Source organism: Pseudomonas sp. (assembly GCF_048269965.1).
GTDB lineage: Bacteria > Pseudomonadota > Gammaproteobacteria > Pseudomonadales > Pseudomonadaceae > Aquipseudomonas.
Genome location: NZ_JBLWTV010000015.1, coordinates 15438 through 42346, shown reverse-complemented (window position 1 = coordinate 42346; position 26909 = coordinate 15438). Strand labels below are relative to the sequence as shown.

Sequence of the window (26909 nt, the reverse complement as noted above, 5' to 3'; positions counted from 1 at the left end):
CGCAGCGGGAGACTTAGCCACGCATCACCTCCTGGCAGATGTCGACCACCGAGCGGGTGGCATCGGGCTTGGCCAGGCGACGCGCGGTGGCGCCCATGACATTGAGTTTTTCCAGGTGCATCAGAACCTCGGTGAGCTGCGCGGCGAGCGTGTCCGCGTCAGTGGCATGTTGCGCAAGAAGGACAGCGGCGCCCTCCTTCGCCAGATATTCGGCATTGCGGCTCTGGTGGTCGTCGATGGCGTGCGGCAGTGGCACGAGAAACGACGGCAGACCGGCTGCGGCCAGTTCGCTGACAGTCAGCGCACCGGCGCGGCAAACCACCAGATCGGCCCAGCCATAAGCGCGAGCCATGTCCTTGATGAAGGGCGCGACCTCGGCTTCGACCGCGGCATCGCGATAACGCTCCGCAGTGATTTCGGCATGTTGCTTGCCGGCCTGATGGAACACCTGCGGACGCAGGTCAACAGGGATTTTCCCCAGCGCGGCAGGCAGCAATTTGTTCAGCGGCTCGGCACCCAGGCTGCCGCCCAGCACCAGCAGTTTCGGCTTGCGACCGGCCAGCGGCTCGCGCGGCGTTTCCAGGAACAGCTCCTCACGCACCGGGTTGCCAGTGGTGCGGCGCTTGTCGGAAACCGCGAAGGTGTTAGGGAAAGCCTCGCAGATGCGCGTGGCGATGCGCGACAGCAGACGATTGGCGGTACCGGCCACGGCGTTCTGCTCATGAATCACCAGCGGCACACCGGCCATGCGCGCGGCCAGACCGCCAGGCCCGGTGACATAGCCGCCCATGCCGAGCACGCACACCGGCTGCAGTTCACGCACGATACGACGCGCCTGCAGCAGCGAACGCAACAGCTGGAACGGCGCCTTGAGCAAGGACAGCTTGCCCTTGCCACGCAGGCCGCTGACGTTGATCAGGTGCAGCGGCAGGCCTGCCTGCGGGACCAGTTCGTTCTCGATGCCACGCGGCGTGCCCAGCCAGTGCACGACGTAACCGCGCGCCTGGAACTCGCGCGCGCAGGCCAGCGCCGGGAATACGTGACCACCGGTGCCGCCGGCCATGATCAGCACATTACCGCGCATGGCTGACCTCCTCGGCAAAATCCGCTTCGGTGAAATCCACGTCCTCGTTACCCAGGATGTTGCGCCGCTCCCACTCGATACGCAGCAGCAGCGCCAGACTCACGCAGCAGATCACCAGCGACGAGCCGCCGTAGCTGAGGAACGGCAGGGTCAGGCCCTTGGTCGGCAACAGACCGGTGTTCACGCCGATATTGATCAGGAACTGACCGATCCACAGGAACGCCAGACCGTAGGCGACATAGGCAGAGAAGAACTGCTTGGCCTTCTCGGCCCACAGACCGACGTACAGCGCACGTACACTGACGAAGACGAACAGCCCCAGGGTGGCCAGCGCGCCAACCAGGCCGAGCTCCTCGGCCAGCACCGAGAAGACGAAGTCGGTGTGGGCTTCCGGCAGGTAGAACTGCTTCTGGATGCTGTTGCCCAGACCGACACCGAACCACTCGCCGCGGCCGAAGGCGATCAGTGCCTGGGTCAGCTGGTAGCCTGCGCCGTACTGGTCGGCCCAGGGGTCGGTGAAGGTGATCAGGCGCTGCAGACGGTATTCCTGGGTCTGCACCAGGACGAACACCGCGCCGACCGCCAGGGCCACCATCAGGCCGAAGCGCAGCAGGCCGACGCCGCCGAGGAACAGCATGGCCATGGCCGAGCCCATCATCACCACGGTGGCACCGAAGTCAGGCTCCAGCAGCAACAGGCCGGCCATTGGCAGCAGCACGACGAAAGGCTTGAAGAAACCGGCCCAACTCTCGCGCACTTCTTCCTGACGCCGCACCAGGTAGCCGGCCAGGTAGACCACCACGAACACCTTGGCGATTTCCGACGGCTGCACGTTGAACGCGCCGAAGCCGATCCAGCGCCGCGCGCCGTTGACCTCACGGCCGATTCCCGGCACCAGCACCAGCACCAGCAGGGCGAAAGCCGCCAGCAGCATGATCCAGCCGTAACGCTGCCAGATGCTCATCGGCACCAACAGCACCACGCCAGCGGCACCCAGGCCGATCACCAGGTAAATCAGATGGCGAATCATGTGATAGAGCGGGCTGCCGGTCTGCGCTGCAGCCACTTCCGAAGACGCCGAAGCGATCATCACCAGGCCGAGGCCGAGCAGGCCCAGGCAACCGGCCAGCAGCGGGAAGTCCAGATCGAGGCCGCGACCCAGTAGTGGCGAGGGACGAATCTGCAGGAAGGACAGCATCAGACGAGCCCCTCCACAGCCTGGGCGAACAGGCGTCCGCGCTCTTCGAAGTTCTTGAACATGTCCAGGCTGGCGCAGGCCGGCGACAGCAGCACGGCGTCGCCGGCCTCGGCCAGCTCGCTGCAGCGCTGCACGGCTTCCTCCAGACTCGCTACCCGCACCTGTGGTACGGCGTCGCCCAGGGTGTCGGCCAGGCGCTGAGCATCACGTCCCAGCAGCACCACCGCCCGGCAGAAACGCGCGACCGGATTCTTCAGCGCGCTGAAATCTGCGCCCTTGCCATCGCCACCGGCGATCAACACCAGCTTGCCGGCGATATCCGCGCCCAGGCCTTCGATGGCTGCCAGCGCCGCTCCGACGTTGGTGGCCTTGGAGTCATCGTAATAATTCACCCCGGCGCGCTCACCGACCCACTGGCAGCGATGCGGCAAGCCGGCGAACTGGCGCAGGGTGGCGAGCATGGCCTCCATCGGCAGGCCAACGGCATGACCGAGCGCCAGCGCCGCCAGGGCGTTGGACTGGTTGTGCGCGCCACGGATCTTCAGCTCGCTCACCGGCAGCAGCGCGTCGAAGCGAAACGCCAGGCACTTCTCGCCGTTGTCTTCGAGCAAACCGAAGCGTTTGAAGTCCGGCTTGCCCAGGCCGAATTCCCAGCAGGTGACCTGGTCGGCGATCAGCGGACGCGACAGTGCGTCGTCGCGGTTGATCACCACCTGACGGGCACCCCGGAAGATCCGATGCTTGGCCAGGTGATAGGCCGGCAGACCGCTGTAACGGTCCATGTGGTCTTCGCTGATGTTCAGGCAGGTCGCCACTTCGGCGTTGAGCTGATCGGTGGTCTCCAGCTGGAAACTGGACAGCTCCAGCACGTACAGCTCGACATCCTCGGCCAGCAGATCCAGCGCCGGCATACCGAGGTTGCCGCCCACGGCGACGCGCTTGCCGGCAGCGGCCGCCATCTCGCCGACCAGGGTGGTGACGGTGCTCTTGGCGTTGGAGCCGGTGATGGCGACGATCGGTGCCTTGGCGTGGCGGGCGAACAGGTCGATATCGCCGGACAGCTTCACCCCGCGCGCAGCGGCTTCGGCCAGCGCTGGAGTCGCCACGGCCAGGCCGGGGCTTACGTACAGTTCCGAGGCGCGGCAGAGGAAGTCCACCTCCAGCTCGCCGCAACGTACTTCCACCTGCGGGTAGTCACGCTTGAGCGTCTCCAGCTCCGGCGGGTTCACGCGCGTGTCGGCCACGGCAAAGCGCACACCCTGCTGCGCCAGGAAGCGCACCAGGGACATGCCGCTCTTGCCGAGGCCGACAACGATGCGGAACTGGTCGGAAGCGATCAATGACACGCTCTATTACCTCAGTTTCAGGGTGGCCAGGCCGATCAGCACGAGAATCACGGTGATGATCCAGAAACGGACGATCACACGCGGCTCAGGCCAGCCCTTGAGTTCGAAATGGTGGTGAATCGGTGCCATGCGAAATACGCGCTTGCCGGTCAGCTTGAAGCTGGCGACCTGGATGATCACCGACAGGGTTTCCATGACGAACACCCCGCCCATGATGAACAGCACGACTTCCTGGCGAACGATCACGGCGATGGTGCCCAACGCGGCGCCGAGCGCCAGCGCGCCGACGTCACCCATGAACACCTGCGCCGGGTAGGTGTTGAACCACAGAAAGCCCAGGCCGGCGCCAACCAGCGCGGCGCAGAACACGATCAGCTCACCGGCGCCCGGCACGTAGGGAATCAGCAGGTACTCGGCGAAGTTCACGTTGCCCGACAGGTAGCAGAAGATCGCCAGCGCACCGGCCACCATCACGGTGGGCAGGATGGCCAGGCCGTCGAGGCCATCGGTGAGGTTCACCGCATTGCTGGTACCGACGATGACGAAGTAGGTCAGCACCACGAAGCCGGCGCCCAGGGGAATGGCGACGTCCTTCAGCAGCGGCAGGATCAGGGTGGTTTCCACCGGGTTCTGCGCAGTCATATAAAGGAAGACGGCAGCAGCGAGGCCGAACACCGACTGCCAGAAGTACTTCCAGCGGCTCGGCAGACCCCGCGAATTCTTCTCGATCACCTTGCGGTAGTCATCGACCCAACCGATGGCGCCGAACGCCAGTGTCACGGCCAGCACCACCCAGACGTAGCGGTTGGACAGGTCGGCCCAGAGCAACGTGCTCACGGTGATGGCACTGAGGATCAGCGCGCCGCCCATGGTCGGCGTGCCTTTCTTCGACAGGTGCGACTGCGGGCCATCGTGGCGCACCGCCTGGCCGATCTGACGTATCTGCAGGGTACGGATCATCCACGGGCCAAGCCACAGCGACAGCGCCAGGGCGGTGAGCACGCCGAGGATGCCGCGCAGGGTCAGGTACTGAAAGACCGCGAAGCCCTTGTGGAACTGTTGCAGGTACTCCGCCAGCAGCAGCAGCATTTAGTGAATCTCCCCAGATACGCCACACAGCGCCGCCACGACCTTGTCCATGGCTGCGCTGCGTGAACCCTTGATTAGTAGTGTGCTGCCGGACTGTTCGGCACGCAGTGCTTCGATCAGCTCGGCCTGATCGACGAAGTGACGGCCTTTTGAGCCGAACTCCTCGACCGCATGGCGCATCAGCGGGCCAACGGCATACAGCGCATCGACCTTGCCGGCGGCATGGCGGCCGACATCGCGATGGCCTTGTTCGGCCCATTCGCCCAGCTCGCCCATGTCTCCCAGCACCAGAACGGTGCGACCGGAGAAGCCGGCGAGTATATCCACCGCCGCACACATGGACACCGGGTTGGCGTTGTAACTGTCATCGATGACTCGCACGCCGTTCGGCGCCAGCTGCGCTACGGCGCGGCCCTTGACCGGTTGCAGGCTTTCCAGCCCTTCGACCATGGCGACCAACGGCATGCCCAGGGCATGAGCGGCAGCACAGGCCGCCAGCGCATTGGCCACGTTGTGCTCGCCCAGCAGGTTGAGCTGAATGCGCGCGCTGCCGAGCGGGCTACGCAGGGTGAAACCCTGGCAGCCACGCGCGTCGCGGGCCAGATCGCTGCCGTGGAAGTCAGCGCGGGTGTCGCGCAAGGCAAAGCTCAGCACCTTGCGCCCGGCAGCGCGGCGCTGCCAGGTGATGAACGCCTTGTCATCCAGGTTGAGCACGGCCACGCCATCGTTCGGCAGGCCTTCGAGAATCTCGCCCTTGGCCTCGACGATCTTTTCCGGACCGCCGAACTCGCCGACATGGGCATTGCCGGCATTGGTGATGATCGCCACCTGCGGTCGGGTCAGGCTGACGGTGTAGGCGATCTCACCTACATGGTTGGCGCCCAGCTCGATCATCCCGGCGCGATGCTCGGGCGCCAGTTCCAGCAGGGTCAGTGGCGCACCGAGGTCGTTATTGAGATTGCCACGCGTGGCCAGTACCGCGCCGCCAAGACCTGCCCGCAGGACAGCCGCGAGCATTTCCTTGACGCTGGTCTTGCCACTGGAGCCGGTCACCGCAGCCAGCGGGCCGGTGAAGGCCTGGCGATTCAGCGCGCCCAGTTGACCGAGCGCCAGGCGGGTATCGGCCACCAGCAATTGCGGCAACGGTGCATTCGCCACCTCACGCTCGACCAGCGCGGCGACCGCGCCCTTGGCGGCAACCTCGGCCAGATAGTCATGGCCGTCGAAGCGCGGCCCGGTCAGCGCCACGAACAGCTGGCCCGCAGCGATGGTGCGGCTGTCGGTGCCCACGGACGAGAAGGCGACATCGGTGCCAATCACGCGCGCGCTCAAGTTGGCGGCGACTTCGCTGAGCAGCCAGGGCTTAAGCATGCGCAGCCTCCCAGGCCGCCAGGGCCTTGTTCGCTTCGATCAGATCGGAGAACGGCTGACGCACGCCCATGATCTCCTGGTAATCCTCGTGCCCCTTGCCCGCCAGCACCACTACATCGGCGGCTTCGGCCTGGGCGATCAGCCGGGCGATGGCATCGCCACGGCCATGAATGAACTGCACCTGCTCCGGCGCTTTGAAACCTGCGCGGATATCGGCGACGATCTGCGCCGGTGCTTCCGTACGCGGGTTGTCATCGGTCACCCACACCGCATCGGCCAGGCGCTCGGCAACCGCGGCCATCAGCGCACGCTTGCCACGGTCACGATCGCCGCCGCAGCCGAACAGGCAGACCAGACGCCCTTCGACGTGCGCACGCATGGCTTCGAGCACTTTCTCCAGCGCATCCGGGGTGTGCGCATAATCGACCACCACCAGCGGCTTGTCGCCGCCACCGAGGCGCTGCATGCGACCAGCAGGCCCCTGCAGTTGCGGCAGGACCTTGAGAATCTCGTCGAGGGCGTAATCCAGCCCCAGCAGCGCACCGACCACGGCCAGCAGGTTGCTGAGATTGAAGCGGCCGAGCAGATTGCTGCGCAGCACACCTTCACCACGCGGCGTCACCAGGCGCGCACGCACACCCTGATCATCGAAGTGCGCTTCGCTGCAATAAAGGAAGGCGCTGGCATCGTTCAGGCTGTAACCGATCAGACGCGACTCGTGCGCCTGCATAGCCAGTTCACGACCGAAAGCGTCATCCAGGTTGAGCACCCGGCAACGCAGGTTCGGCCAGGCGAACAGCTTGGCCTTGGCAGCGCCATAGGCCTGCATGCTGCCGTGATAATCAAGGTGATCACGCGACAGGTTGGTAAACACCGCCACGTCGAACTCCAGCGCCGCGACACGGCCCTGATCCAGACCATGGGAAGAGACCTCCATGGCCACGGCACGGGCACCGGCCTGCTTGAGCGAGGCCAGGGTCGCCTGCACGCCGACCGGATCCGGCGTGGTGTGCTTGCCCTGCTCCAGCGCGCCATGGAAGCCGGTACCCAGGGTGCCGACGATGCCGCAGCGCTGACCGAGCAGATCCAGCGCCTGAGCCAGCAACTGGCTGACGCTGGTCTTGCCGTTGGTACCCGTAACACCGATCAGGTGCAACGCGCGGCTCGGCTCACCGTAGAAGCGCCCGGCAATGGCCGAAAGCTGACCGGCCAGCCCCTTGACGGGCACCAGCACAGCACTTTCAGCATGCATGGGTGCAGCACCCTCGGCCTCGAAGGCCACTGCCGCAGCGCCGCGCGCGATGGCATCGGCGATATGTACGCGGCCATCCTGCTGGGTGCCCGGCACCGCCAGGAACAGATCACCCGGACGCACCTTGCGGCTGTCCAGGGTCAGTTCACGAATCAGCACGCTGCTCCCGGCAGCTGGCAACAATTGATTGAGCGACATGGGCATCAGTTGTGCCCTCCCTGGCCAACGGCGGCCATCTTCTGCTCGGGCGGCGGCAGATTGTCTGGCGCAATGTTCATCAAACGCAGCGAACCTGCCATCACCCGGCTGAATACCGGGGCGGAGATCAGGCCGCCGTAGTAGGCGCCCTTGCCTGGCTCGTCGATCACCACGACCAGCGCGATACGCGGGTCCTGTGCCGGGGCAAAGCCAGCGAACAGGGAACGGTAGGAATTGGTCTGGTAGCCCTTGGCACCAGAGTTGGTCTTGCGCGCGGTACCACTCTTGCCCGCGACGTGGTAACCCGGCACCTGGGCGCGGAACACGCCACGCGGCGCTTCGATGACCTGCTGCAGCATGCCTTGCACGGTCTTGGCCACCTCAGCCGGAACCACCTGCATCGTACTGGGTTTCTCATCCACGCGGATCATCGACAGCGGCGTCATCCCACCGCCATTGGCCAGCGCTGCATAGGCATGGGCCAGCTGCACCGCCGTGACCGACAGGCCATAGCCGTAGGACAACGTGGCCGTTTCGGCCTCGCGCCACTGGCGATGATTGGGCAGGTTACCCACCCGCTCACCGGGGAAGCCCAGCCCGGTATCACGGCCGAAGCCGAGATTGCTGAATACATGATGCAACTGCTCGCCGCCGACATCGAAGGCAACCTTGCTCATGCCGACGTTACTGGAATTGATCAGAATGCCGGTCAGGTCCAGCGCCGGCCCCTGGGTGCGGGACACGTCGCGAATGGTGTAACGACCGATCTGCAGCGTGCCGTTACCGACCTGAACGATGTCACTGGGCTTCCAGCGCCCCGTTTCCAGCGCGGCGGCCATTGACAGCGGCTTGATGGTCGAACCGGGCTCGAATACGTCGATCATGGCGCGGTTGCGCATGGCGGCCGGGGTCAGGTTACGGCGATTGTTCGGGTTGTAGGTGGGATGGTTGACCATCGCCAGCACTTCACCGGTCTTCACATCGACCATCACCAGGCTGCCCGCCTTGGCGTCGTTTTCCAGCAGCGCATTGCGCAGTTCGCGATGGGCCAGGTACTGCAGGCGCAGATCAATGGACAACGCCAAGGCCTTGCCAGCCTTGGCGTTCTGCGCGACCTGCACGTCCTTGATCAACTTGCCACGCCGATCCTTGAGCACCTGACGCTTGCCCGGCACACCGGCCAGCCAGTCTTCGTAGGCCAGCTCCATGCCTTCACGCCCACGGTCGTCGATGTCGGTGAAGCCGACGACATGAGCAGCCACCTCGCCAGCCGGATAGAAACGGCGAAACTCTTCGATGGCATAGACGCCTGGCACTTTCAGATCCAGCACACGCTGACCGTTTTCCGGGGTCAGGCCACGCACCAGATACATGAACTCGCGGTCCTTGTTCTGCTCGAGACGCGCGGTGAAGCTGGCGGCATCCTGCCCGAGTGCGGCAGCCAGCGCCGGCCACTGTTCACGACCGGCCTGCAATTCCTTGCCATTGGCCCACAGCGTGGTGACAGGAGTACTGACGGCCAGCGGCTCACCATTGCGGTCAGTGATCAGACCGCGGTGCGCGGGAATCGGGATGTGTCGCACGCTGCGGGCATCGCCATGCGCCTTGAGGAAGTCATGATCGAGCACCTGCAGGTCGAGCATGCGCCAGGCGATGGCGCAGACCATCAGCGCCAGCAACACCAGCACCAGGCGGAAGCGCCAGGGATAGAGTGCGCCTTCGAGCCCGATCATGGACGCACCATGCGCACGGCGGCAGGGTCAGGAATGTGCATGTTCAGCTGTTCGCTGGCCAGCGCCTCGATGCGATTGTGCGCGGTCCAGGTACTTTGCTCGAGAATCAGTCGTCCCCACTCGGCCTGCGACTTGTCGCGCACGCTCAGTTCGCCATACAGCTCATTGAGCAGCAGACGATTCCAGTGCGCGCTGTAAGACACCGCCACAGCGGAAACCAGGACAGCGATGAACAGCAGCAGCATCAGGAAGCTGCCGCTGGGCATGGACTTGATCAGTCGGCGGCTCACCGCAACTTCTCCGCGATGCGCATCACCGCGCTGCGCGAGCGCGGATTGGCCTTGAGTTCGGCCTCAGCGGCGTAGACCGGCTTGCCGATCAGCTTCAGGCGCGGCTCGAAGGCCTTGGGAATGATCGGCAGGTCACGCGGCAGCTTGTCTGCTTCGCCCTTGGCCTGACGCTTCATGAACTGCTTGACGATGCGGTCTTCCAGCGAGTGGAAGCTGATCACCACCAGACGACCACCCACCTCGAGCGTTTCCAGCGCCGCCTCGAGGCCGCGCTCGAGATCGCCGAGTTCGTTGTTGACGTGAATGCGAATGCCCTGGAAGGCACGAGTCGCCGGATTCTTGCCCTTTTCCCAGGCCGGATTGGCCACGGTCAGCACCTGCGCCAGATCGGCAGTGCGGGTAAACGGCTGCTCGGCGCGGCGCAGCACCACAGCGCGCGCCATACGCTTGGCGAAACGCTCTTCGCCATAATCCTTGAGCACACGGGCGATTTCGTCTTCGGCCGCCGTGGCGATCCAGTCTGCCGCGCTGACGCCGATGTCCGGGTTCATGCGCATGTCCAGCGGGCCGTCATTGAGAAAGCTGAAGCCACGCTCGGGATCGTCCAGCTGCGGCGAAGACACGCCGAGATCGAGCAGGATGCCGGAGACCTGACCGCAAATGCCGCGGACAACAGCTTCATCGCCAAGTTCCGCAAAACTGCGCTGCACAACGACAAAGCGGCCGTCTTCGGCCGCCAATGCTTCCCCGGTGGCTATCGCCAGGGGATCCTTGTCGAACCCCAGAAGCCGTCCATCTGGCCCGAGCTTCTGCAGAATCAGCCGGCTATGCCCGCCACGCCCGAAGGTGCCATCCATATAACGGCCATCACCGCGCACAGCCAGCCCCTCGACGGCTTCGTCGAGCAGCACGGTGATATGGCGGAAGTTGCTATCGGTCATGGTCACAGGATCAGGTCACGCAGGTCATCGGAAAGGGCACCCGGCTGCTTGATGGCAGCGAGGTCGGCTTCGGCTACGGCATTCCAGGAATCTTCATCCCAGAGTTGAAACTTGTTCAGCTGACCGACGAGCATCGCTCGCTTGTCCAGCTTGGCGTATTCGCGTAAGCGCGGAGGGACCAGGAAGCGGCCACTGGCGTCCAGCTCGAGGTCGACGGCATTACCGATCAACAGACGCTGCAGGCGGCGGTTCTCTTCACGAAAGGAGGCCAGCTCGCGCAGCTTGTTCTCGATCAACTCCCACTCGGCCAGTGGATAAACGCAAAGACAGGGATCGACGGCGTCGATGGTCACGATGAGCTGGCCACTGCAACGCGCAACGAGCTCGTCACGATACCGACTCGGCATCGCGAGGCGCCCTTTGGCGTCGAGACTGATGGCGTTAGCTCCGCGAAACACGGCTGCGCTTCCCCTGTAATTAGCTTTCCATGCCCAAAAAAACCCACTTCATGCCACTTCTTACCACTTGCGCACACTATAGGAACGCGCACGCCCCACCGTCAAGGCGCGCCAGAAGGGAAAAATCCTTACAGGACGGAGATTTAGCGAACAAAAGCGAGGGAAAAAGGGATGCCGGAACCGGCTTTTGACAGATAAAACTCAACCATTCCAGCCAGCTGAAATTCGAACTTAAAGTGATTTGTTAAGAGTAAGATTTTTTTGGTATCAGACGAGCGGGGAATAGAAGCGCGAAACGAGGGAGAAAGGAGGAGAGTCGATCTGTAAGCCGGGTTCTGTCGAGGACAGTCATTCCTCTACGGCGTACATCACTGCACGCCTTTAGCAACCTACCCGGTTCCAGCGCGGGCCACGCCGATGGAACCCTATTTGGTCTTGCTCCGAGTGGGGTTTACCTAGCCACGGACTGTTGCCAGCCGCGCGGTGCGCTCTTACCGCACCTTTTCACCCTTACCGGCGCCGAAACGCTTAGGCGGTTATTTTCTGTGGCACTTTCCGTAGGCTCACGCCTCCCAGGCGTTACCTGGCACTCCGCCCTATGGAGCCCGGACTTTCCTCCCCCTTCTTGCGAAGGCAGCGACTGCCCGATCGACTCTCCGCCGGCAAGGGTACCGGGCGTGATGGCAAGCTGCAAGCTGGACCGACAGCGCGAGACCTAGTTCTTGCGCGCCAAAGCAACCTGATAAAGCAGGTTCTTGCGCACACCGGTGATCTCCGCCGCCAGCGCCGCCGCCCGCTTGAGCGGCATTTCCGCCATCAGCAGATCGAGTACGCGCAGGGCTTCGGCGCTGACCGCCTCCTCGCCCTCCGGCGCCTGCCAACCCGCCACCAGCACCACGCACTCGCCGCGCTGCTGATTGCTGTCTGCGGCCACCCAGGCGCACAACTCATCCAACGGCAAGCCCTTGAGGGTCTCGAAGGTCTTGGTCAGTTCACGCGCCAGCAACGCCGGGCGATCACCACCAAAGACTTCGCGCATGTCCTCCAGGCACTCGAGGATGCGGTGCGGCGCCTCATAGAAGATCAGCGTGCGCGGCTCCTCCCGCACCTGCTCCAGGCGCGCACGGCGCCCCGCCGCCTTGGCCGGCAGAAAACCTTCGAAGATGAAACGATCCGAGGGCAACCCGGCAGCCGAAAGCGCGGCGATCAGGGCGCAGGCGCCGGGCACGGGCACCACCGCGATACCCGCAGCGCGCGCCTGGCGCACCAGGTGGTAACCCGGATCGGAAATCAGCGGCGTCCCTGCATCGGAAATCAGCGCGACGTCCTCGCCTGCCTTAAGGCGTGCCAGAAAACGCCCACCCTGGTCGCGCTCGTTGTGTTCGTGACAGGCCGCCAATGGCGTCTCGATACCAAAATGCTGCAGCAGGCGCACCGAATGCCGCGTGTCTTCAGCAGCGATCAGCGTCACCTCGCGCAAGATCCGCAACGCCCGCGCGCTGATGTCATCCAGGTTGCCAATGGGCGTGGCGACCACATACAGGCTGCCTGGCTGGACGCTTGAGACTGCGGGCTGACTCACTGGAAACACCTCGTTAATTGAAAGAGCGCTCATTCTAGCCGGTTCCGCCCCAGCGGCATCGCATGGATGTCGCCCCTTGGGTACAATCGCCGCTCGTTTTGCTCAAGTATCAGGATGACCCGATGATCGCTAGCCTGCGCCCTCTTTCTGCTCTTTTCCTGGCCGGCCTGCTCGCCGCCTGCGCCAGCTCGCCCTCCAATAACCTGGGCCAGTTGCCTCGCACGCCACAAGCCAGCATCGAGCAGATGCTTCAGCAAGCTGCCGAGAGCAAACCCGAGCAGGCCGCCCTGCTGCGTCTGTCCGCTGCCGACCAGAGCTACCAGCAAAACGACGTGGCCCGCGCCACTCGCATTCTCGAGCAGATCGACATTGCCAGCCTGCAGCCTGCCCAGCAGATCTTCGCCAGCACCCTGAAGGCCGAGCTGGCAATGGCCCGCAAGCAACCCAAGAGCGCCCTTGCAGCCTTGCAGCACCCCAGCTTCGAGCGCTTGGCTGAGCTGCCGGTCGAGCAACAGATTCGCACCCAACTGGTCCGTGCACGCGCACTGGAAGCCGACGGTCAGACCCTGGCCGCCGCCCGCGAGCGGGTGTTCATCGCGCCGCTACTGAGCGGCCAGGCCGCCCACGACAACCATGAAAGCATCTGGGGCCTGGTTTCCGTCCTGCCGCCGCAGACCTCGGCCGGTGCCGACAGCGACCTGGCTGGCTGGCTGGAGTTGGCGCGCGTGACCAAGGCCGGGGCCACCCTGGAGCAGCAGCAAGCCGCCATCGACCAGTGGATCGCGCAGAACCCGCAGCACCCGGCAGCCGAACAACTGCCCGAGGCATTGAGCAAACTGCGCGAGCTGGCCAGCCAGCCGCTGACCCGCGTCGCGCTGCTGCTGCCGCAGGAAGGCCAACTGGCCAATGTCGCCCGCGCCCTGCGTGACGGCTTCCTCGCCGCGCATTACGAAGCCCAGCAAGCCGGACAGAACCCACCGCAAATCAAGCTCTACGACAGCTCCCGCATTGGCTCGCTGGACGCCTTCTACCAGCAGGCGCAGGCCGATGGCGTGCAACTGGTGGTCGGCCCACTGGAAAAACCGCTGGTCAAGCAGCTCAGCGATCGCGAACAACTGCCAATCACCACCCTCGCCCTGAACTACAGCGACCCAGGCCAGGAAGGTCCGGCGCAACTGTTCCAGTTCGGCCTGGCCGCCGAGGACGAAGCACGCGAAGTAGCACGCCGCGCCTGGAATGATGGCATGCGCCGCGCTGTGGCCCTGGTGCCGCGTGGCGACTGGGGTGACCGCGTACTGGACGCCTTCCGCCAGAGCTGGCAAGCCCAGGGCGGCACCCTGATCGCCGCCGAGCACGTCGATCAGCCCGTGGAGCTGGCTCGCCAGATCGCCGACCTGTTCCAGCTGCGCGAAAGCGAAGCCCGCGCGCGCCGCCTGCAGAACACCCTGGGCACCAGCCTGGACGCACAACCGGCGCGCCGCCAGGACATCGACTTCATCTTCCTCGCCGCCACGCCGCAACAGGCGCAGCAGATCAAGCCGACCCTGGCCTTCCAGTACGCTGGCGACGTGCCGGTCTACGCCACCTCGCACCTGTTCACCGGCGCCCATAGCCAGGCCCAGTACCAGGACCTGGAAGGCATTCGCTTCTGCGAAACGCCCTGGCTGCTCGATACCCACGCACCGCTGCGTCAGGACGTCAGCAATCAGTGGCCGCAGGCCGGTGGCAGCCTGGGCCGCCTGTATGCCATGGGTGTCGACGCCTACCGCCTGGCGCCACGCCTGGGCCAGCTCCAGGCCCTGCCGGACTCGCGCATCGACGGCCTGTCGGGCAGCCTCAGCCTCAACGCCACGCAGCGCATCGAGCGCCAGCTGCCCTGGGCCGAGTTCCGTGGCGGCCAGATCCAGCGCCTTCCTGACAGCATCAATTGAGCGCACACAACGATCTGGGACGAGCCGCCGAACAGGCGGCTCGTCAGCATCTGGAACGCAGCGGCCTGAAACTGATCGAACAGAACTGGAGCTGTCGCCGTGGCGAGCTCGATCTGGTCATGCTCGACGGCGATACAGTAGTATTCGTCGAGGTCCGCGCCCGCCGCCACAGCGCCTGGGGCGGTGCCCTGGAGAGCATCGATGCGCGCAAGCGTGGCAAGCTGGTCATCGCCGCAGAGCTCTTCCTTCAGCAACACTCACGCTGGGCCCGCTACCCCTGCCGCTTCGACGTGGTCGCCATCAGTACCGACGGCGCCACTCGCCTCGACTGGATCAAAAACGCCTTCGATGCCTGACGGCCGTAAATTCAAGGTTTAACCGATGGACATGCAATCCCGAATCCGCCAGCTCTTCCAAGCCAGCATCGATACCAAGCAACAGGCCATGGAGGTTCTGACTCCATACATCGAGCATGCCAGCCTGGTGATGGTCCAGGCCCTGCTCAACGAGGGCAAGATTCTTTCCTGCGGCAATGGCGGCTCCGCCGGCGATGCCCAGCATTTCTCCTCCGAGCTGCTCAACCGCTTCGAGCGCGAGCGCCCGAGCCTGCCGGCCATCGCCCTGACCACCGACAGCTCGACCATCACCTCCATCGCCAACGACTACAGCTACAACGAAATCTTCTCCAAGCAGATCCGCGCGCTCGGCCAACCCGGCGACGTGCTGTTGGCGATTTCCACCAGTGGCAACTCAGCGAATGTCATCCAGGCCATTCAAGCTGCACATGATCGCGAGATGACCGTCGTCGCCCTCAGCGGCCGTGACGGCGGCGGCATGGCCTCGCTGCTGCTGCCGGAAGATGTCGAAATCCGCGTTCCAGCCAAAGTCACCGCACGCATCCAGGAAGTCCACCTGCTGACTATCCACTGCCTCTGCGACCTGATCGACAGTCAATTGTTTGGGAGTGAAGAATGAAGCGTTCCGCCCTGATTCTGGCCGCCCTGGCCATTACCCTGACCCTGGCAGGCTGTGGCAGCCGCAGCATCGGCAACAAGATCGATGACCAGTTCCTCGGCCCGGAAGTCGCGTCACGCATCAGCAATGCACACGCCGACCTGTCCAGCCCGACCTCGCGCATCGTGGTTACCAGCTATAACGGCGTGATTCTGCTCGCAGGGCAAACCCCACGCAGCGAGCTCAAGGATCGCGCCGCTCAGACCGCACGCGGCGTTCAGGGTGTGAAGAAGATCTACAACGAGCTGCAGGTGCAGCAACCGGCCTCCCTGCTGGCCCGTAGCAACGACTCGCTGCTGACCACCAAGATCAAGGCGCAGATGTTGACCGACAGCAACGTACCGAGCGCGCGGATCAAGGTCGTGACCGAGAACGGCATCGTCTACATGCTCGGCCTGGTCACGCGCGAAGAAGCCAACGCCGCCACTCGCGTGGTACAGAGCGTATCGGGGGTGCAGCGGGTCGTACGCCTGTTCGAATACACCAACTGATTCGAACGCAGAAACGACAAGGGCGCCCATGGGCGCCCTTTTCATTGCTCACTTGACCACTTTCAGGCTTGGCCGGCCGCTAGGACGCGACGGCTCGCCACCGGAAGGCCCATCATCATCCGGCTCAGGCTCTTCTGGACCACCCGCAACCGACGGCTCCATATCGAAGACCATGCCCTGACCGTTCTCCCGCGCGTAGATCGCCAGGATCGCCGCTGCCGGAATGTACAAACTATGCGCCACACCACCGAAGCGCCCTTCGAAGCTCACCGCCTGATTGTCCATATGCAGATGACGCACAGCGCTGGGCGAAGCATTCAGCACGATCTGGCCATCACTGGCGAAGCCGGGCGGCACCTGCACGCCCGGATACTCGGCACTGACCAGCAGATGTGGCGTGCAATCGTTATCGACGATCCATTCGTAGAGGGCGCGCACCAGATAGGGACGACTGGAATTCATGGTTTCCTCCTTCTCAGCGCATCGCGCGCTCGGCAGCGGAAAGACTGGCCTGAAAGGCCTCACGAGCAAACTGACGCTCCATATAGTCGAGCAAGGGCTTGGCCGGACGCGGCAGTTCGATACCCAGGACAGGCAGACGCCAGAGAATGGGCAGCAGGCAGCAATCCACCAGGCTCAGCTCGTCACTGAGGAAGAATGCCTTGTCCGCGAACAGCGGCGATACACCGGTCAGACTCTCGCGCAGCTCCTTGCGCGCCAACTGGCGCTCGGCCTCCTTGCTGCGCTTGTCGAGAATGCGGTCGACCAGCACACACCAGTCACGCTGGATGCGGTGCATCAGCAGACGGCTGTTGGCGCGAGCAACCGGATACACAGGCAGCAAAGGCGGATGCGGGTAGCGCTCGTCCAGATATTCCATCACCACGGACGATTCGTACAGCGCCAGGTCACGATCGACCAGCGTCGGCACACTACCATAGGGATTGACCTCGGCAAGCCTGGGCGGACAACGGCCCTGCTCGACATCGATGATCTCGACGCTGACACCTTTCTCGGCGAGCACCAGACGCACGCGATGGGAATAGTGGTCGGCGGGGTCGGAGTAGCAGGTCAACCTATTGGTCACCGCCATGGCGATCCTCCTCGCTTGTTGTGATTTTGCAGAAACACGAAAAATTGCCCAGGGCAATTCTTGAAGTTGCAGGTGACGACACCGCAAGGTGGTCACTCGGAATGGCAGGGCACAAAAACCTGCGCGCCCATGTGGGCGCGCAGGTGTATGCAGAGAACTGCGACGGCTTAATGCACGTCCTTCCAGTACTCACGCTTGAGCAGGTAAGCGAACACGAAGAAGAACGCCAGGTACAGCAGCACATAGGTGCCGATGCGCTGGGACTTCAGCTTGACCGGGTTGGCCGAATAGGCCAGGAAGGTCACCAGGTTCTTGATCTTCTCGTCGAACTCGGCCTCGCTCAGCGCGCCGCTCTTCTCCTCGACGGTCAACTGATCGCAGGCCTCGTGCGTGATCGGCGCACCGGTCAGCGGGTCGAATTGCTTCTTGCCGTCGGTGACGACCTGAACCTGCTTGCAGCCGATGACCTGGTTGCCCTGCAGACCCACCAGCACGTTGGGCATACCCACGTTCGGGAACACCTTGTTGTTGGCGCCCAGCGGACGGCTCGGATCGGCGTAGAAGGTGCGCAGGTAGGTGTACAGCCAGTCGTTGCCACGCACACGAGCGACCAGGGTCAGATCAGGTGGCGCTGCACCGAACCAGGCCTTGGCGTCGTCCGGCTTCATGCCGATCTTCATGTGGTCACCGATCTTGGCGTCGTTGAACACCAGGTTGTCCAGCATGATTTCGTGCGGGATGCCGAGGTCATCGGCAACACGCTCGTAACGCTGATACTGAGCCGAGTGGCAACCCATGCAGTAGTTGGCGAAGGTCCGCGCGCCGTCCTGCATGGCAGCCTTGTCGGTCAGGTCGATGTCGACCTTGTCCAGCGGGTAGTTGCTGGCAGCGCCCATGGCCAGGGCCGGCAGCGCAGCGAAAACAAATGCAGCAAAGAGCTTTTTCATCAGCCAGTCACCCTTTCCGGAACCGGTTTGGTCTTCTCCATCCTGGTGTAGAACGGCATCAGGATGAAGTACGCGAAGTACAGGAAGGTGCACACCTGCGACAGCAGGGTACGACCCGGGGTCGGCGCCAGCACACCCAGCACGCCCAGGATGACGAAGGAGATGCAGAACACCACCAGCCAGATCTTGCTCATCCAGCCCTTGTAGCGCATGGATTTGACCGGGCTACGGTCGAGCCAGGGCAGCACGAACAGGACGGCGATGGCTGCGCCCATGGCGATCACGCCGAGCAGCTTGTCCGGCACTGCACGCAGAATCGCGTAGAACGGCGTGAAGTACCAAACCGGGGCGATGTGCTCAGGGGTCTTGAACGGGTTGGCAGCTTCGAAGTTCGGCTTCTCGAGGAAGTAACCGCCCATTTCCGGGAAGAAGAACACCACGAAGCAGAACACGAACAGGAACACCACCACGCCGACGATGTCTTTCACGGTGTAGTAAGGGTGGAAGGCGATGCCATCGAGCGGCACACCGTTCTCGTCCTTGAGCTTCTTGATGTCGACGCCGTCCGGGTTGTTCGAACCCACTTCGTGCAGCGCCAGGATGTGCAGCACGACCAGGCCAAGCAGCACGATCGGCAGTGCGATCACGTGCAGGGCGAAGAAGCGGTTCAGGGTAATACCGGAGATCAGGTAGTCACCGCGAATCCACTGGGTCAGGTCGTCACCGATGACCGGAATGGCACCGAACAGCGAGATGATCACCTGGGCGCCCCAGTAGGACATCTGGCCCCACGGCAGCAGGTAGCCCATGAAGGCCTCGGCCATCAGCACCAGGTAGATCAGCATGCCGAAGATCCACACCAGCTCGCGCGGCTTCTGATAGGAGCCGTAGAGCAGACCGCGGAACATGTGCAGGTAGACCACCACGAAGAACGCAGAGGCACCGGTGGAGTGCAGGTAACGCAGAATCCAGCCGTACTCGACGTCACGCATGATGTATTCGACGGAGGCGAAAGCGCCTTCGGCCGAAGGTTCGAAGCTCATGGTCAGCCAGATACCGGTAACGATCTGGTTGACCAGCACCAGCAGAGCCAGCGAGCCGAAGAAATAGAAGAAGTTGAAGTTCTTCGGGGCGTAGTACTTGGAGAGATGATCTTCCCACATTTTGGTGGCGGGGAAGCGCGCATCCACCCATTCCATGAATTTGCTCATCACGCGTTCTCCTGGTCCACACCGATGATGATCACATCATCCGTTTCGTAGGTGTGCGGCGGCACTGGCAAGTTCAGCGGTGCAGGCTGCGACTTGTACACGCGACCGGCGAGGTCGTAACGCGAACCGTGGCAAGGGCAGAAATAGCCACCCACCCAGTCCGGACCCAGGTCAGCCGGGGCCACTTCCGGACGGAAGGACGGCGCACACCCCAGGTGAGTGCAAAGACCTACCAGAATCAGCAGCTCTGGTTTGATCGAGCGGGTCTTCTTGTCCACGTACTCCGGCTGCACGGAGGCAGCGGACTCGGGATCGGCGACACTGCCTTCGATCTTGGTCAGATTGGCCAGGATCTCCTCGGTACGGCGCACGATGAACACCGGCTGACCGCGCCACTCAGCAACCATCTGCTGACCCGCCTCGATCTTGCTGACGTTCACCTTCACCGGTGCACCGGCCGCCTTGGCCTTGGCACTGGGGAACCATGACCCCACGAACGGAGTCGCAGCACCTACCGCTCCTGCTGCACCCACCACGGAGGTGGCTGCAACCAGGAAGCGACGCCGGCCTGCATTCACGCCGTCATTGCTCATTCAGTCGTCTCCCATCAGCTTTGTGGCCTGTTGTTCAGGCCTCTACTAAGTAAAAATCGGGCCGCGCAAAAAATTCGCCAAATGGTAAAGAAAAGCCCCTTTTCTGACAAGGTAATTACCCCCGAAGAGACTGGCGAAAGCCTTGGAGGATGCGGCTTACGCGTATGCGGCACGTTGTCGCAGCATTTTGCCACGCCCATAAAAAACGCCCAGCTCCGTAAGGAAACTGGGCGCTTTGGGAAGCGTAGTCGCGATTAACGCTTCGAGTACTGCGGACGCTTACGCGCTTTACGCAGACCGACTTTCTTACGCTCGACTTCACGGGCGTCGCGAGTAACGTAACCGGCTTTACGCAGCGGGCTGCGCAGGGTTTCGTCGTACTCGATCAGAGCGCGGGTGATGCCGTGACGAATGGCACCAGCTTGACCACTGACACCACCACCGGCAACGGTGACGAAGATGTCGAACTTCTCGACGGTCTCGGTCAGCTCCAGCGGCTGACGCACGACCATGCGAGCGGTTTCACGACCGAAGAAGGTATCCAGGGCGCGATTGTTGATCGAGATGTTACCAGTGCCCGGACGCAGGAAAACGCGCGCGGTTGCGGTCTTGCGACGGCCAGTGCCGTAATTTTGAGTCGCCGACATAATGAACTATTCCGTTAAATCTTCAGTTCTTGGGGCTGCTGAGCGGTGTGCGGGTGAACTGCACCCTTGTACACCTTCAGCTTACGGTACATGTCGCGACCCAGCGGGTTCTTCGGCAGCATGCCTTTGACCGCAGTCTCGATCACGCGCTCAGGAGCACGAGCGATCAGCTTCTCGAAGTTGATCTCTTTGATGCCGCCCGGGAAACCGGAGTGGGAGTAGTACTTCTTGTCGCTGGCCTTGGCACCAGTTACACGCACCTGCTCGGCATTGATCACGACGATGTAGTCGCCAGTGTCAACGTGCGGGGTGTACTCGGGCTTGTGCTTGCCACGCAGACGGCTCGCGATTTCGGTGGCCAGACGACCCAGGGTCTTGCCAGCAGCATCAACGACGAACCAGTCGCGTTTTACTGTTTCCGGTTTAGCAGTAAAAGTTTTCATTCTTTATAGCCTCAGGGGCCGCCCAGCAAAAATAGACGGCGGATCTTACTGGATAGTGCGTACTTTGACAAGTCAAAGGCAGCCGCATACGGACGCTATCGGGGGCTCGGGTCAGCGCGTCCACAATACGGCAAGATTCTTCGGCAGGCGGCGCATCACTTCCACCGCAGAAAGAGGTGCCGAATTATCCTGATTGCGAAAAAAATTTCAACCTGCTTGTATGACTCTTTTGCCGAAGGAGTCAATCATGGAATACCGCAAGCTAGGCCGAACCGATCTCGATGTCAGCGCACTGTGCCTGGGCACCATGACCTGGGGCGAGCAGAACAGCGAGAGCGAAGGCCATGCCCAGATCGAGCGGGCCAAGGCCAGCGGCATCAATTTCATCGATACCGCAGAGATGTACCCGGTGCCACCGCGCGCCGAAACCTACAGCAAGACCGAGCAGATCATCGGCAGCTACTTCAGGCAGCGTGGCGACCGCGCCGACTGGATCCTGGCCAGCAAGATCGCCGGCCCCGGCAACGGCATCTCGCACATCCGTGACGGCCAGCTGAAGTTCAACCGCCAACACATCGTCAACGCACTGGACGCCAGTCTCGAGCGCCTGCAGACCGACTGGATCGATCTGTACCAACTGCACTGGCCGGAGCGGCCGACCAACTTCTTCGGTCAGCTCGACTACAAGCACAAGGACGTTGAGTTCACGCCGCTGGAAGAAACCCTGGAAGTGCTCGACGAGCAGGTCAAGGCCGGCAAGATCCGCCATATCGGCCTGTCCAACGAAACCCCGTGGGGCACCATGAAGTTCCTGCAACTGGCCGAAAGCCGTGGCTGGCCGCGCGCCGTGTCGATCCAGAACCCCTACAACCTGCTCAATCGCAGCTTCGAAGTGGGTCTGGCGGAGGTGGCGATTCGCGAGCAATGCGGCCTGCTGGCCTACTCGCCACTGGCTTTCGGCATGCTCAGCGGCAAATACGAAGGCGGCGCTCGCCCGGCCGGCGCACGCATCAGCCTGTTCAGCCGCTTTGCCCGCTACACCAACCCGCAGTCGGAAGCAGCCTGCTCACGCTACGTGGCCCTGGCGCGCGAGCACGGCCTGGATCCGGCGCAGATGGCCCTGGCCTTCGTCACCGCGCAGCCCTTCGTGACCAGCAACATCATTGGCGCCACCAGCCTGGAGCAACTGGACAGCAACCTGGCCAGCGCCGAGCTGAAGCTCCCCGAGGACGTGCTCGCCGGCATCGAGGCGATCCACAAGGCGCAACCCAACCCCGCGCCCTGACGCACCCTACCTAGGGTGTGCCGTGCGCACCGACAAGCACCTCAGCGTTGCAGGTGCGCACAGCGCCCCCCTACGGATTTACACCAGTGAACGAGCGATGATTTCCTTCATGATCTCGTTGGTGCCGGCGTAGATGCGCTGCACCCGCGCGTCGGCCCAGGCGCGCGCCACCGGGTATTCCCACATGTAACCGTAGCCGCCGTGCAGCTGCACGCACTCATCGAGCACCTTGCACTGCAGATCGGTGGTCCAGTACTTGAGCATCGCCGCCGTCGGCACATCGAGCTTGCCCGCCAGGTGCAGCTCCAGGCAGCGGTCGATGAACACCCGACCAATCTGAATCTCCGTCGCCATTTCGGCGAGCTTGAAACGGGTGTTCTGGAAGTCCGCCACGGCCTTGCCGAAAGCCTTGCGTTCACGGGTGTAATCCAGCGTCCACTGCAGCGCCGCTTCCGCCGAAGCCAGGGCACCGATGCCGACGGTCAGGCGTTCCTGCGGCAGCTCCTGCATGAGGTAGGCGAAGCCCATACCCGGCTGGCCGAGCAGATTTTCCTTGGGTACGCGCACGTCCTGGAAGAACAGCTCGGAGGTGTCCTGCGCCTTCATACCGACCTTCTCCAGGCGCTTGCCCTTGGAGAAACCGGGCGTATTGGCTTCGACCAGAAACAGACTGGTGCCCTTGGCGCCGGCCTTGGGGTCGGTCTTGGCCACGACGATCACCAGATCGGCCAGCCAGCCATTGGTGATGAAGGTCTTCGAGCCGTTGATCACGTACTCGTCGCCATCGAGAACGGCAGTGGTCTTCACGCCCTGCAGGTCGGACCCCGCCCCCGGCTCGGTCATGGCGATGGCCGTGACCATCTCGCCGCTCACCAACCTGGGCAGGTAGTGCTGCTTCTGCGCCTCGCTGCCGTAGTGCAGGATGTAGGGCGCGACGATGTCCGAATGCAGCGAGAAACCGATGCCGGTCAATCCAAGCCGACCGATTTCCTCGATCACCACGGTGCTGTAGAGGAAGTCGGCCGCCATGCCGCCGTACTCCTCCGGGATATGCGAACACAGCATCCCCGCCTCGCCCGCCTTGTTCCATAGCGCGCGGTCGACATGCCCGTCCTTCTCCCATTGCTGGTGATAAGGCACGGCTTCCTGCTCGAGAAACTTGCGCACGCTGTCGCGAAACAGTTCATGGTCGGAGCTGAATAGAGTTCTGGGGATCATGGCGCTACCTGTGTCTGAGGCGGGAGAAAAAGCATGGCCTCGACTTTAGCCAAGCAAACGCTTGGTCGCACTGGACACAAGCGCCAAAAAATAAGACGATCCAGCCGCTGCATGACCACTTAGCCTTGAACAAGAATAAATACTTATGGTTATTCCAGAGCCGCGCACGGCGTTGCGCCGCGTCAGCATTCTCGCCACCGACGGCGTGTTCGCCTCCACCCTGATGCAGGCCAAGGACTTCTTCCACATGGCTGGCATTCGCTATGCCAAGCAGCAAGGCCTGGGCTTCGAACCGCCGTTCGACATCCATCTGGTCAGCCCGGATGGACTGCCGGTGAACAGCTTCAGCAAGGTCAAGGTGCCGGTAGACGGCGGCCTGGACAGCTGCGACGTGATCATCCTGCCCGCCTTCTGGGACGACTTCGACGCACTCAGTCGTCGTTATCCACAGGTGCTGGACTGGCTCAAACGTCAGCATGCCAGCGGCACGGCGATCTGCGGCGAGGCCAGCGGGGTGTTCTGGATGGCCGAAGCCGGCCTGCTCGACGGCAAGGAAGCGACCACCTACTGGCGTTTCTTCCGCGAATTTGCCGAGCGTTTTCCCAAGGTGCTGCTCAATCAGGACAAGCACCTGTCCGATGCCGACAATCTGTATTGCGCAGGCGGCGTCACGTCGGCCTGCGACCTCTATATCTATCTGATCGAACGCTACTGCGGCGCCGGCGTGGCCCAGGGCGTGGCGCGCGACATTCTCTACGAGGTACAGCGCAGCTATACGCCAGGGCGCATCGGCTTCGGCGGCCAGAAGCTGCATCAGGACGTCACCGTGCTGCAGATCCAGCACTGGCTGGAGGAGCACTATGCCGACAAGTTCCGTTTCGAGGACGTGGCCCGCGAGCACGGCATGAGCATCCGCAACTTCATGCGTCGTTTCCAGGGTGCCACCGGCGACAAGCCCCTGCACTACCTGCAACGCCTGCGCATCGAAACCGCCAAGAGCCTGCTGTCTTCCACTCGCAAGAGCATCAAGACCGTCAGCTACGAGATCGGCTACGACGATGCCAGCTTCTTCGCGCGCCTGTTCCGCCAGCATACGGGGCTGTCCCCCAACCACTATCGCCGCCAGTTTCAGCAGCAGCCCCAGTGAAATCGCGCAGGCGCCATTCGCCGCGCCTGCGGCGATTCGGTAACGCTCAGCACTAGACACCCCGTCCACCACTCCGCCACACCCACCAGAAGATTGGGTATCAGCCCAACCCGCTGCCAGTAGAGTGCTTGGGTGGTCGGCCCGCTTACGCCTGGCCGACACACAAGACCCTGCGCTGGATGCGCCTCTACAACAATAACGATGGAGAACGTCATGGGAGCCTCTCGTGTGCTGCGCCTGTGTGCCCTTGCATCGCTGGTGCTACTGACAGCCTGCACCCCGATCAAGCGCTTCGGTGCCAACCAATCGCTGCGCTTCATGGAAAACAACCTGGTCGGCCCCATGCTCGAAAGCCATGACGCCGACATGGCCTGTTATTCCGGCGCGTCCGTCGCCCCACTCATCCAGTCCACCAGCGGCATGGGTGCCGACAACCAGCAGTTGCTGACCCTGCTCTACCTCACCGCCGCCACCTGTGCCGAGCAGACCGCCTTCGAGCAGGAGCTGCGCTACCTGCGCGCCTCACGCAGCAAGCAGATCGAAGAGGCGCAGGACGCACGCATCACCCAGAAGCGCTATGCCGAACTGGCGGCACGGCGCCAATACCAGTCGTACCAGAACTTCGCCAACCACTACGAGAAGCGCTTCGATATCCGCATTGGCGATAGCTGCCCGGCCTTCGACAAGGACCTCGACGAACTGATCTACCTGCTCGGCCTGATCCAGGGACTGCAAGCCATTCAGAACGACATCAACTCGCAGAATGCCGTCGGCGTGCCCAAGGACATCGCGGCCAAGACCGAGCGTGCCATGAGCTGCCTGGACAACGAGAAGTGGTGGGGCGCCCCGATGGCGGCGCGGGCCCTGGTCTGGAACATGCTGCCAGGCAGCGGTGAGGGACAGAACCCCTGGCAGGTGCTCGAGCAGTCGCGACAGATCGGTGAGCGTCACGGCGTACGCCTGGCCCACGCCCTCTACGCGATCTCCGCCGCCGCGAAGAACGATGAGCAGCACCTGCGCAGCGTGCTGCGGGCCTTCGGCGCGACCGAAGCGGCGAACAGCAGCTTCAGGCTCAACGAACCCTATGCCCAGGTCGATGCCATCAGCAGCAGCACCGTCATGAACAATGCCGATCGCTACTGGACGACCAATGCCGGCACACGCACGCCAATCGGCGGCCTGCTGCGTTTCTGGGACGAGCAGCAGCCGGTCGATACCGCCATCGAGATCGACGACCTGCTCTAGTCAGCTCGTCACAAGCCTTCCCGCCTCAGCGGCATGATCCGGAGTATCCGCCATGAAGTGTTCCAACCTAGCCGCCCCCGCCCTGCTCTGTCTGGCACTGGGCGCCGCCCCCCAGGCCTTCGCCCAGAAGATCTGCGTGTTCGACATCCTCGGCGCCCAGGGCGACATCTACAGCCTGATGAAGGACTACCAACTGGCCGCCAACCAGTTCGGCGCCAGCCTCGAACTCAAGCCCTACACCGACGAGAAAATCGCTGCAGAAGACTTCAAGGCCGGGCAATGCGATGGCGTGATGATCATGGGTTTGCGCGCTCGTCAGTTCAACGGGTTCACCGGCAGCCTGGAAGCCCTGGGTGCCCTGCCCAGCTACCAGGCGCTGGAAACGGTGATCGCCACCCTGAGTTCAGCCAAGGCCAGCAAGTTCATGCTCAACGGCCCCTACGAAGTGGCCGGCATCGTGCCCATGGGCGCGGCCTACCTGTTCGTCAACGACCGCACCATCGACGACATCAGCAAACTGTCGGGCAAGAAGTTCGCGATCATGGACTACGACAATGCCCAGGCGAAGATGGTGCAGCGCATCGGCGCCCAGCCAATCGCCTCCGATGTCACCAACTTCGCCGGCAAGTTCAATAACGGCTCGGTGGATGTGGTCGGAGCACCGGCGGCAGCCTACAAACCGCTGGAACTGCAGAAGGGCATGGGCCAGCGCGGCGGTGTGGCGCGCTTCCCGGTGCTGCAACTGACCTACCAACTGGTCATCCGTCCCGACCGTTTCCCCGAAGGCTTCGGGCAGCAATCACGCGAGTTCGCCCTCAGCCAGTACAGCCGCGCCATGGACATCATCACGCAATCGGAAAGCGAGATCGACAGTCACTACTGGATCGACATCCCGCCCGAGGACATGGAGAAGTACAACGTGATGCTGCGTGAAGCGCGCATTTCACTGACCGAAGAAGGCATCTATGACAAACGCATGATGGCGGTGATGAAGCGCGTGCGCTGCCAGATCGACTCAGCCGATGCCGAGTGCGCCCAGAACCTCGAATAACAATAACGAACGGGGGCACGCCCCCGGACTCGGCCTTGACCGTAGAGCCTG

At 63.1% G+C, this 26909-nt stretch carries 27 protein-coding genes and 1 other RNA gene; 8 read left to right on the top strand and 20 right to left on the bottom strand.

The window, feature by feature from the left end:
• Positions 1–13 precede the first annotated feature (13 nt).
• The 12 genes from murG to rsmI all read right to left on the bottom strand — a co-directional run bounded on the left by murG (position 14) and on the right by rsmI (position 12575).
• A complete protein-coding gene (gene murG / locus ACN0X6_RS17130) occupies positions 14–1084 on the bottom strand; it encodes an undecaprenyldiphospho-muramoylpentapeptide beta-N-acetylglucosaminyltransferase (protein ID WP_417705747.1) in 1071 nt (356 codons plus the stop codon).
• Positions 1074–2282, bottom strand: a complete 1209-nt coding sequence (gene ftsW, locus ACN0X6_RS17125; protein ID WP_280069006.1) for a putative lipid II flippase FtsW — start codon at positions 2280–2282, stop codon at positions 1074–1076. The genes murG and ftsW overlap by 11 nt, the downstream gene beginning before the upstream one ends.
• Positions 2282–3628 carry a UDP-N-acetylmuramoyl-L-alanine--D-glutamate ligase gene (gene murD, locus ACN0X6_RS17120; RefSeq protein ID WP_417705745.1) on the bottom strand — a complete coding sequence of 449 codons (1347 nt, stop codon included), beginning with the start codon at positions 3626–3628 and terminating at the stop codon, positions 2282–2284. Before murD ends, ftsW begins: the two co-directional genes overlap by 1 nt.
• Before the next feature lie 6 nt (positions 3629–3634).
• Entirely contained in the window at positions 3635–4717 is a 1083-nt protein-coding gene (mraY, locus tag ACN0X6_RS17115; RefSeq protein WP_160019509.1) for a phospho-N-acetylmuramoyl-pentapeptide-transferase, read from the bottom strand.
• Positions 4718–6088, bottom strand: a complete 1371-nt coding sequence (locus ACN0X6_RS17110) for a UDP-N-acetylmuramoyl-tripeptide--D-alanyl-D-alanine ligase (protein ID WP_417705743.1) — start codon at positions 6086–6088, stop codon at positions 4718–4720. It abuts the gene before it with no gap.
• Complete coding sequence (locus tag ACN0X6_RS17105) at positions 6081–7544, bottom strand: UDP-N-acetylmuramoyl-L-alanyl-D-glutamate--2,6-diaminopimelate ligase (RefSeq protein ID WP_417705741.1); 1464 nt, start codon at positions 7542–7544, stop codon at positions 6081–6083. The genes ACN0X6_RS17110 and ACN0X6_RS17105 overlap by 8 nt, the downstream gene beginning before the upstream one ends.
• Positions 7544–9271, bottom strand: coding sequence for a peptidoglycan D,D-transpeptidase FtsI family protein (locus ACN0X6_RS17100; protein WP_417705739.1), 1728 nt, complete (start codon positions 9269–9271; stop codon positions 7544–7546). Before ACN0X6_RS17100 ends, ACN0X6_RS17105 begins: the two co-directional genes overlap by 1 nt.
• On the bottom strand, positions 9268–9561 hold the full coding sequence (gene ftsL / locus ACN0X6_RS17095; RefSeq protein ID WP_160019505.1) for a cell division protein FtsL: 294 nt from the start codon (positions 9559–9561) through the stop codon (positions 9268–9270). The genes ACN0X6_RS17100 and ftsL overlap by 4 nt, the downstream gene beginning before the upstream one ends.
• Positions 9558–10502: a 16S rRNA (cytosine(1402)-N(4))-methyltransferase RsmH gene (gene rsmH / locus ACN0X6_RS17090; protein WP_417705738.1), complete on the bottom strand. Its 945-nt coding sequence runs from the start codon at positions 10500–10502 to the stop codon at positions 9558–9560. The genes ftsL and rsmH overlap by 4 nt, the downstream gene beginning before the upstream one ends.
• Positions 10503–10504: 2 nt before the next feature.
• Positions 10505–10960, bottom strand: a complete 456-nt coding sequence (mraZ, locus tag ACN0X6_RS17085) for a division/cell wall cluster transcriptional repressor MraZ (protein WP_003459315.1) — start codon at positions 10958–10960, stop codon at positions 10505–10507.
• Between the two features lie 308 nt (positions 10961–11268).
• An RNA gene (gene rnpB, locus ACN0X6_RS17080) (RNase P RNA component class A) lies at positions 11269–11616 on the bottom strand.
• Between the two features lie 59 nt (positions 11617–11675).
• Positions 11676–12575 (bottom strand): 16S rRNA (cytidine(1402)-2'-O)-methyltransferase, encoded by a 900-nt coding sequence (rsmI, locus tag ACN0X6_RS17075; RefSeq protein WP_417705735.1) that lies wholly within the window; start codon positions 12573–12575, stop codon positions 11676–11678.
• 89 nt (positions 12576–12664) lie between these two features.
• On the opposite strand from rsmI, the gene ACN0X6_RS17070 reads away from it, so the two are divergent.
• From ACN0X6_RS17070 to ACN0X6_RS17055, 4 genes are read left to right on the top strand one after another with little or no spacing between them, the layout of a single operon-like run.
• Positions 12665–14473 (top strand): penicillin-binding protein activator, encoded by a 1809-nt coding sequence (locus ACN0X6_RS17070; protein ID WP_417705733.1) that lies wholly within the window; start codon positions 12665–12667, stop codon positions 14471–14473.
• Positions 14470–14829 carry a YraN family protein gene (locus ACN0X6_RS17065; RefSeq protein ID WP_196473714.1) on the top strand — a complete coding sequence of 120 codons (360 nt, stop codon included), beginning with the start codon at positions 14470–14472 and terminating at the stop codon, positions 14827–14829. Before ACN0X6_RS17070 ends, ACN0X6_RS17065 begins: the two co-directional genes overlap by 4 nt.
• Positions 14830–14854: 25 nt before the next feature.
• Entirely contained in the window at positions 14855–15448 is a 594-nt protein-coding gene (locus ACN0X6_RS17060; protein WP_417705731.1) for a phosphoheptose isomerase, read from the top strand.
• Positions 15445–15978: a BON domain-containing protein gene (locus ACN0X6_RS17055; RefSeq protein ID WP_417705729.1), complete on the top strand. Its 534-nt coding sequence runs from the start codon at positions 15445–15447 to the stop codon at positions 15976–15978. Before ACN0X6_RS17060 ends, ACN0X6_RS17055 begins: the two co-directional genes overlap by 4 nt.
• Before the next feature lie 48 nt (positions 15979–16026).
• On the opposite strand, the gene ACN0X6_RS17050 is transcribed toward ACN0X6_RS17055, so the two are convergent.
• The 7 genes from ACN0X6_RS17050 to rplM all read right to left on the bottom strand — a co-directional run bounded on the left by ACN0X6_RS17050 (position 16027) and on the right by rplM (position 20912).
• Entirely contained in the window at positions 16027–16440 is a 414-nt protein-coding gene (locus ACN0X6_RS17050; protein ID WP_017678955.1) for a ClpXP protease specificity-enhancing factor, read from the bottom strand.
• A gap of 13 nt (positions 16441–16453) precedes the next feature.
• Positions 16454–17071, bottom strand: coding sequence for a glutathione S-transferase N-terminal domain-containing protein (locus ACN0X6_RS17045; protein WP_192979975.1), 618 nt, complete (start codon positions 17069–17071; stop codon positions 16454–16456).
• A gap of 167 nt (positions 17072–17238) precedes the next feature.
• A complete protein-coding gene (locus ACN0X6_RS17040) occupies positions 17239–18018 on the bottom strand; it encodes a cytochrome c1 (RefSeq protein WP_417705726.1) in 780 nt (259 codons plus the stop codon).
• Positions 18018–19229 (bottom strand): cytochrome b, encoded by a 1212-nt coding sequence (locus tag ACN0X6_RS17035; protein ID WP_196473718.1) that lies wholly within the window; start codon positions 19227–19229, stop codon positions 18018–18020. Before ACN0X6_RS17035 ends, ACN0X6_RS17040 begins: the two co-directional genes overlap by 1 nt.
• Entirely contained in the window at positions 19229–19822 is a 594-nt protein-coding gene (petA, locus tag ACN0X6_RS17030) for a ubiquinol-cytochrome c reductase iron-sulfur subunit (protein WP_196473719.1), read from the bottom strand. Before petA ends, ACN0X6_RS17035 begins: the two co-directional genes overlap by 1 nt.
• Positions 19823–20076: 254 nt before the next feature.
• The gene (gene rpsI, locus ACN0X6_RS17025; protein WP_106738907.1) at positions 20077–20469 is read right to left on the bottom strand and encodes a 30S ribosomal protein S9; all 393 of its coding nucleotides are present in this window, start codon (positions 20467–20469) and stop codon (positions 20077–20079) included.
• 14 nt (positions 20470–20483) lie between these two features.
• Positions 20484–20912, bottom strand: coding sequence for a 50S ribosomal protein L13 (gene rplM, locus ACN0X6_RS17020; RefSeq protein ID WP_017678951.1), 429 nt, complete (start codon positions 20910–20912; stop codon positions 20484–20486).
• Between the two features lie 247 nt (positions 20913–21159).
• Here rplM and ACN0X6_RS17015 point away from each other — a divergent pair, with 247 nt between their 5' ends.
• Positions 21160–22197 carry an NADP(H)-dependent aldo-keto reductase gene (locus tag ACN0X6_RS17015; RefSeq protein ID WP_417705722.1) on the top strand — a complete coding sequence of 346 codons (1038 nt, stop codon included), beginning with the start codon at positions 21160–21162 and terminating at the stop codon, positions 22195–22197.
• Between the two features lie 78 nt (positions 22198–22275).
• Here the strand turns inward: ACN0X6_RS17015 and ACN0X6_RS17010 are convergent, their stop codons facing one another.
• Positions 22276–23415 (bottom strand): acyl-CoA dehydrogenase family protein, encoded by a 1140-nt coding sequence (locus ACN0X6_RS17010; RefSeq protein WP_417705720.1) that lies wholly within the window; start codon positions 23413–23415, stop codon positions 22276–22278.
• Positions 23416–23662: 247 nt separating this feature from the next.
• Between ACN0X6_RS17010 and ACN0X6_RS17005 the strand changes: the two genes are divergently transcribed.
• From ACN0X6_RS17005 to ACN0X6_RS16995, 3 genes are all read left to right on the top strand, one after another.
• Positions 23663–24562 carry a GlxA family transcriptional regulator gene (locus ACN0X6_RS17005; RefSeq protein ID WP_417705871.1) on the top strand — a complete coding sequence of 300 codons (900 nt, stop codon included), beginning with the start codon at positions 23663–23665 and terminating at the stop codon, positions 24560–24562.
• A 213-nt stretch (positions 24563–24775) separates the two neighbouring features.
• Complete coding sequence (locus tag ACN0X6_RS17000; protein WP_417705719.1) at positions 24776–25807, top strand: hypothetical protein; 1032 nt, start codon at positions 24776–24778, stop codon at positions 25805–25807.
• Between the two features lie 52 nt (positions 25808–25859).
• Positions 25860–26858, top strand: coding sequence for a putative solute-binding protein (locus ACN0X6_RS16995; RefSeq protein ID WP_417705717.1), 999 nt, complete (start codon positions 25860–25862; stop codon positions 26856–26858).
• Positions 26859–26909: the final 51 nt, after the last annotated feature.

Excerpts from the sequence above, each read along its gene's own strand:
- mraY (WP_160019509.1), bottom strand. The coding sequence starts at position 4,717 with ATGCTGCTGCTGCTGGCGGAGTACCTGCAACAGTTCCACAAGGGCTTC.
- petA (WP_196473719.1), bottom strand. The coding sequence starts at position 19,822 with ATGAGCAATGACGGCGTGAATGCAGGCCGGCGTCGCTTCCTGGTTGCA.
- rsmH (WP_417705738.1), bottom strand. The coding sequence starts at position 10,502 with ATGACCGATAGCAACTTCCGCCATATCACCGTGCTGCTCGACGAAGCC.
- ACN0X6_RS17045 (WP_192979975.1), bottom strand. The coding sequence starts at position 17,071 with ATGGCGGTGACCAATAGGTTGACCTGCTACTCCGACCCCGCCGACCAC.
- ACN0X6_RS17105 (WP_417705741.1), bottom strand. The coding sequence starts at position 7,544 with ATGCCCATGTCGCTCAATCAATTGTTGCCAGCTGCCGGGAGCAGCGTG.
- ACN0X6_RS17015 (WP_417705722.1), top strand. The coding sequence starts at position 21,160 with ATGGAATACCGCAAGCTAGGCCGAACCGATCTCGATGTCAGCGCACTG.
- ACN0X6_RS16995 (WP_417705717.1), top strand. The coding sequence starts at position 25,860 with ATGAAGTGTTCCAACCTAGCCGCCCCCGCCCTGCTCTGTCTGGCACTG.
- ACN0X6_RS17005 (WP_417705871.1), top strand. The coding sequence starts at position 23,663 with ATGGCTGGCATTCGCTATGCCAAGCAGCAAGGCCTGGGCTTCGAACCG.
- ACN0X6_RS17040 (WP_417705726.1), bottom strand. The coding sequence starts at position 18,018 with ATGAAAAAGCTCTTTGCTGCATTTGTTTTCGCTGCGCTGCCGGCCCTG.
- rplM (WP_017678951.1), bottom strand. The coding sequence starts at position 20,912 with ATGAAAACTTTTACTGCTAAACCGGAAACAGTAAAACGCGACTGGTTC.
- ACN0X6_RS17010 (WP_417705720.1), bottom strand. The coding sequence starts at position 23,415 with ATGATCCCCAGAACTCTATTCAGCTCCGACCATGAACTGTTTCGCGAC.
- rsmI (WP_417705735.1), bottom strand. The coding sequence starts at position 12,575 with ATGAGCGCTCTTTCAATTAACGAGGTGTTTCCAGTGAGTCAGCCCGCA.
- ACN0X6_RS17100 (WP_417705739.1), bottom strand. The coding sequence starts at position 9,271 with ATGATCGGGCTCGAAGGCGCACTCTATCCCTGGCGCTTCCGCCTGGTG.
- ACN0X6_RS17110 (WP_417705743.1), bottom strand. The coding sequence starts at position 6,088 with ATGCTTAAGCCCTGGCTGCTCAGCGAAGTCGCCGCCAACTTGAGCGCG.
- ACN0X6_RS17070 (WP_417705733.1), top strand. The coding sequence starts at position 12,665 with ATGATCGCTAGCCTGCGCCCTCTTTCTGCTCTTTTCCTGGCCGGCCTG.
- ACN0X6_RS17060 (WP_417705731.1), top strand. The coding sequence starts at position 14,855 with ATGGACATGCAATCCCGAATCCGCCAGCTCTTCCAAGCCAGCATCGAT.
- ACN0X6_RS17000 (WP_417705719.1), top strand. The coding sequence starts at position 24,776 with ATGGGAGCCTCTCGTGTGCTGCGCCTGTGTGCCCTTGCATCGCTGGTG.
- ACN0X6_RS17035 (WP_196473718.1), bottom strand. The coding sequence starts at position 19,229 with ATGAGCAAATTCATGGAATGGGTGGATGCGCGCTTCCCCGCCACCAAA.
- ACN0X6_RS17055 (WP_417705729.1), top strand. The coding sequence starts at position 15,445 with ATGAAGCGTTCCGCCCTGATTCTGGCCGCCCTGGCCATTACCCTGACC.
- ACN0X6_RS17050 (WP_017678955.1), bottom strand. The coding sequence starts at position 16,440 with ATGAATTCCAGTCGTCCCTATCTGGTGCGCGCCCTCTACGAATGGATC.
- murG (WP_417705747.1), bottom strand. The coding sequence starts at position 1,084 with ATGCGCGGTAATGTGCTGATCATGGCCGGCGGCACCGGTGGTCACGTA.
- rpsI (WP_106738907.1), bottom strand. The coding sequence starts at position 20,469 with ATGTCGGCGACTCAAAATTACGGCACTGGCCGTCGCAAGACCGCAACC.
- ftsW (WP_280069006.1), bottom strand. The coding sequence starts at position 2,282 with ATGCTGTCCTTCCTGCAGATTCGTCCCTCGCCACTACTGGGTCGCGGC.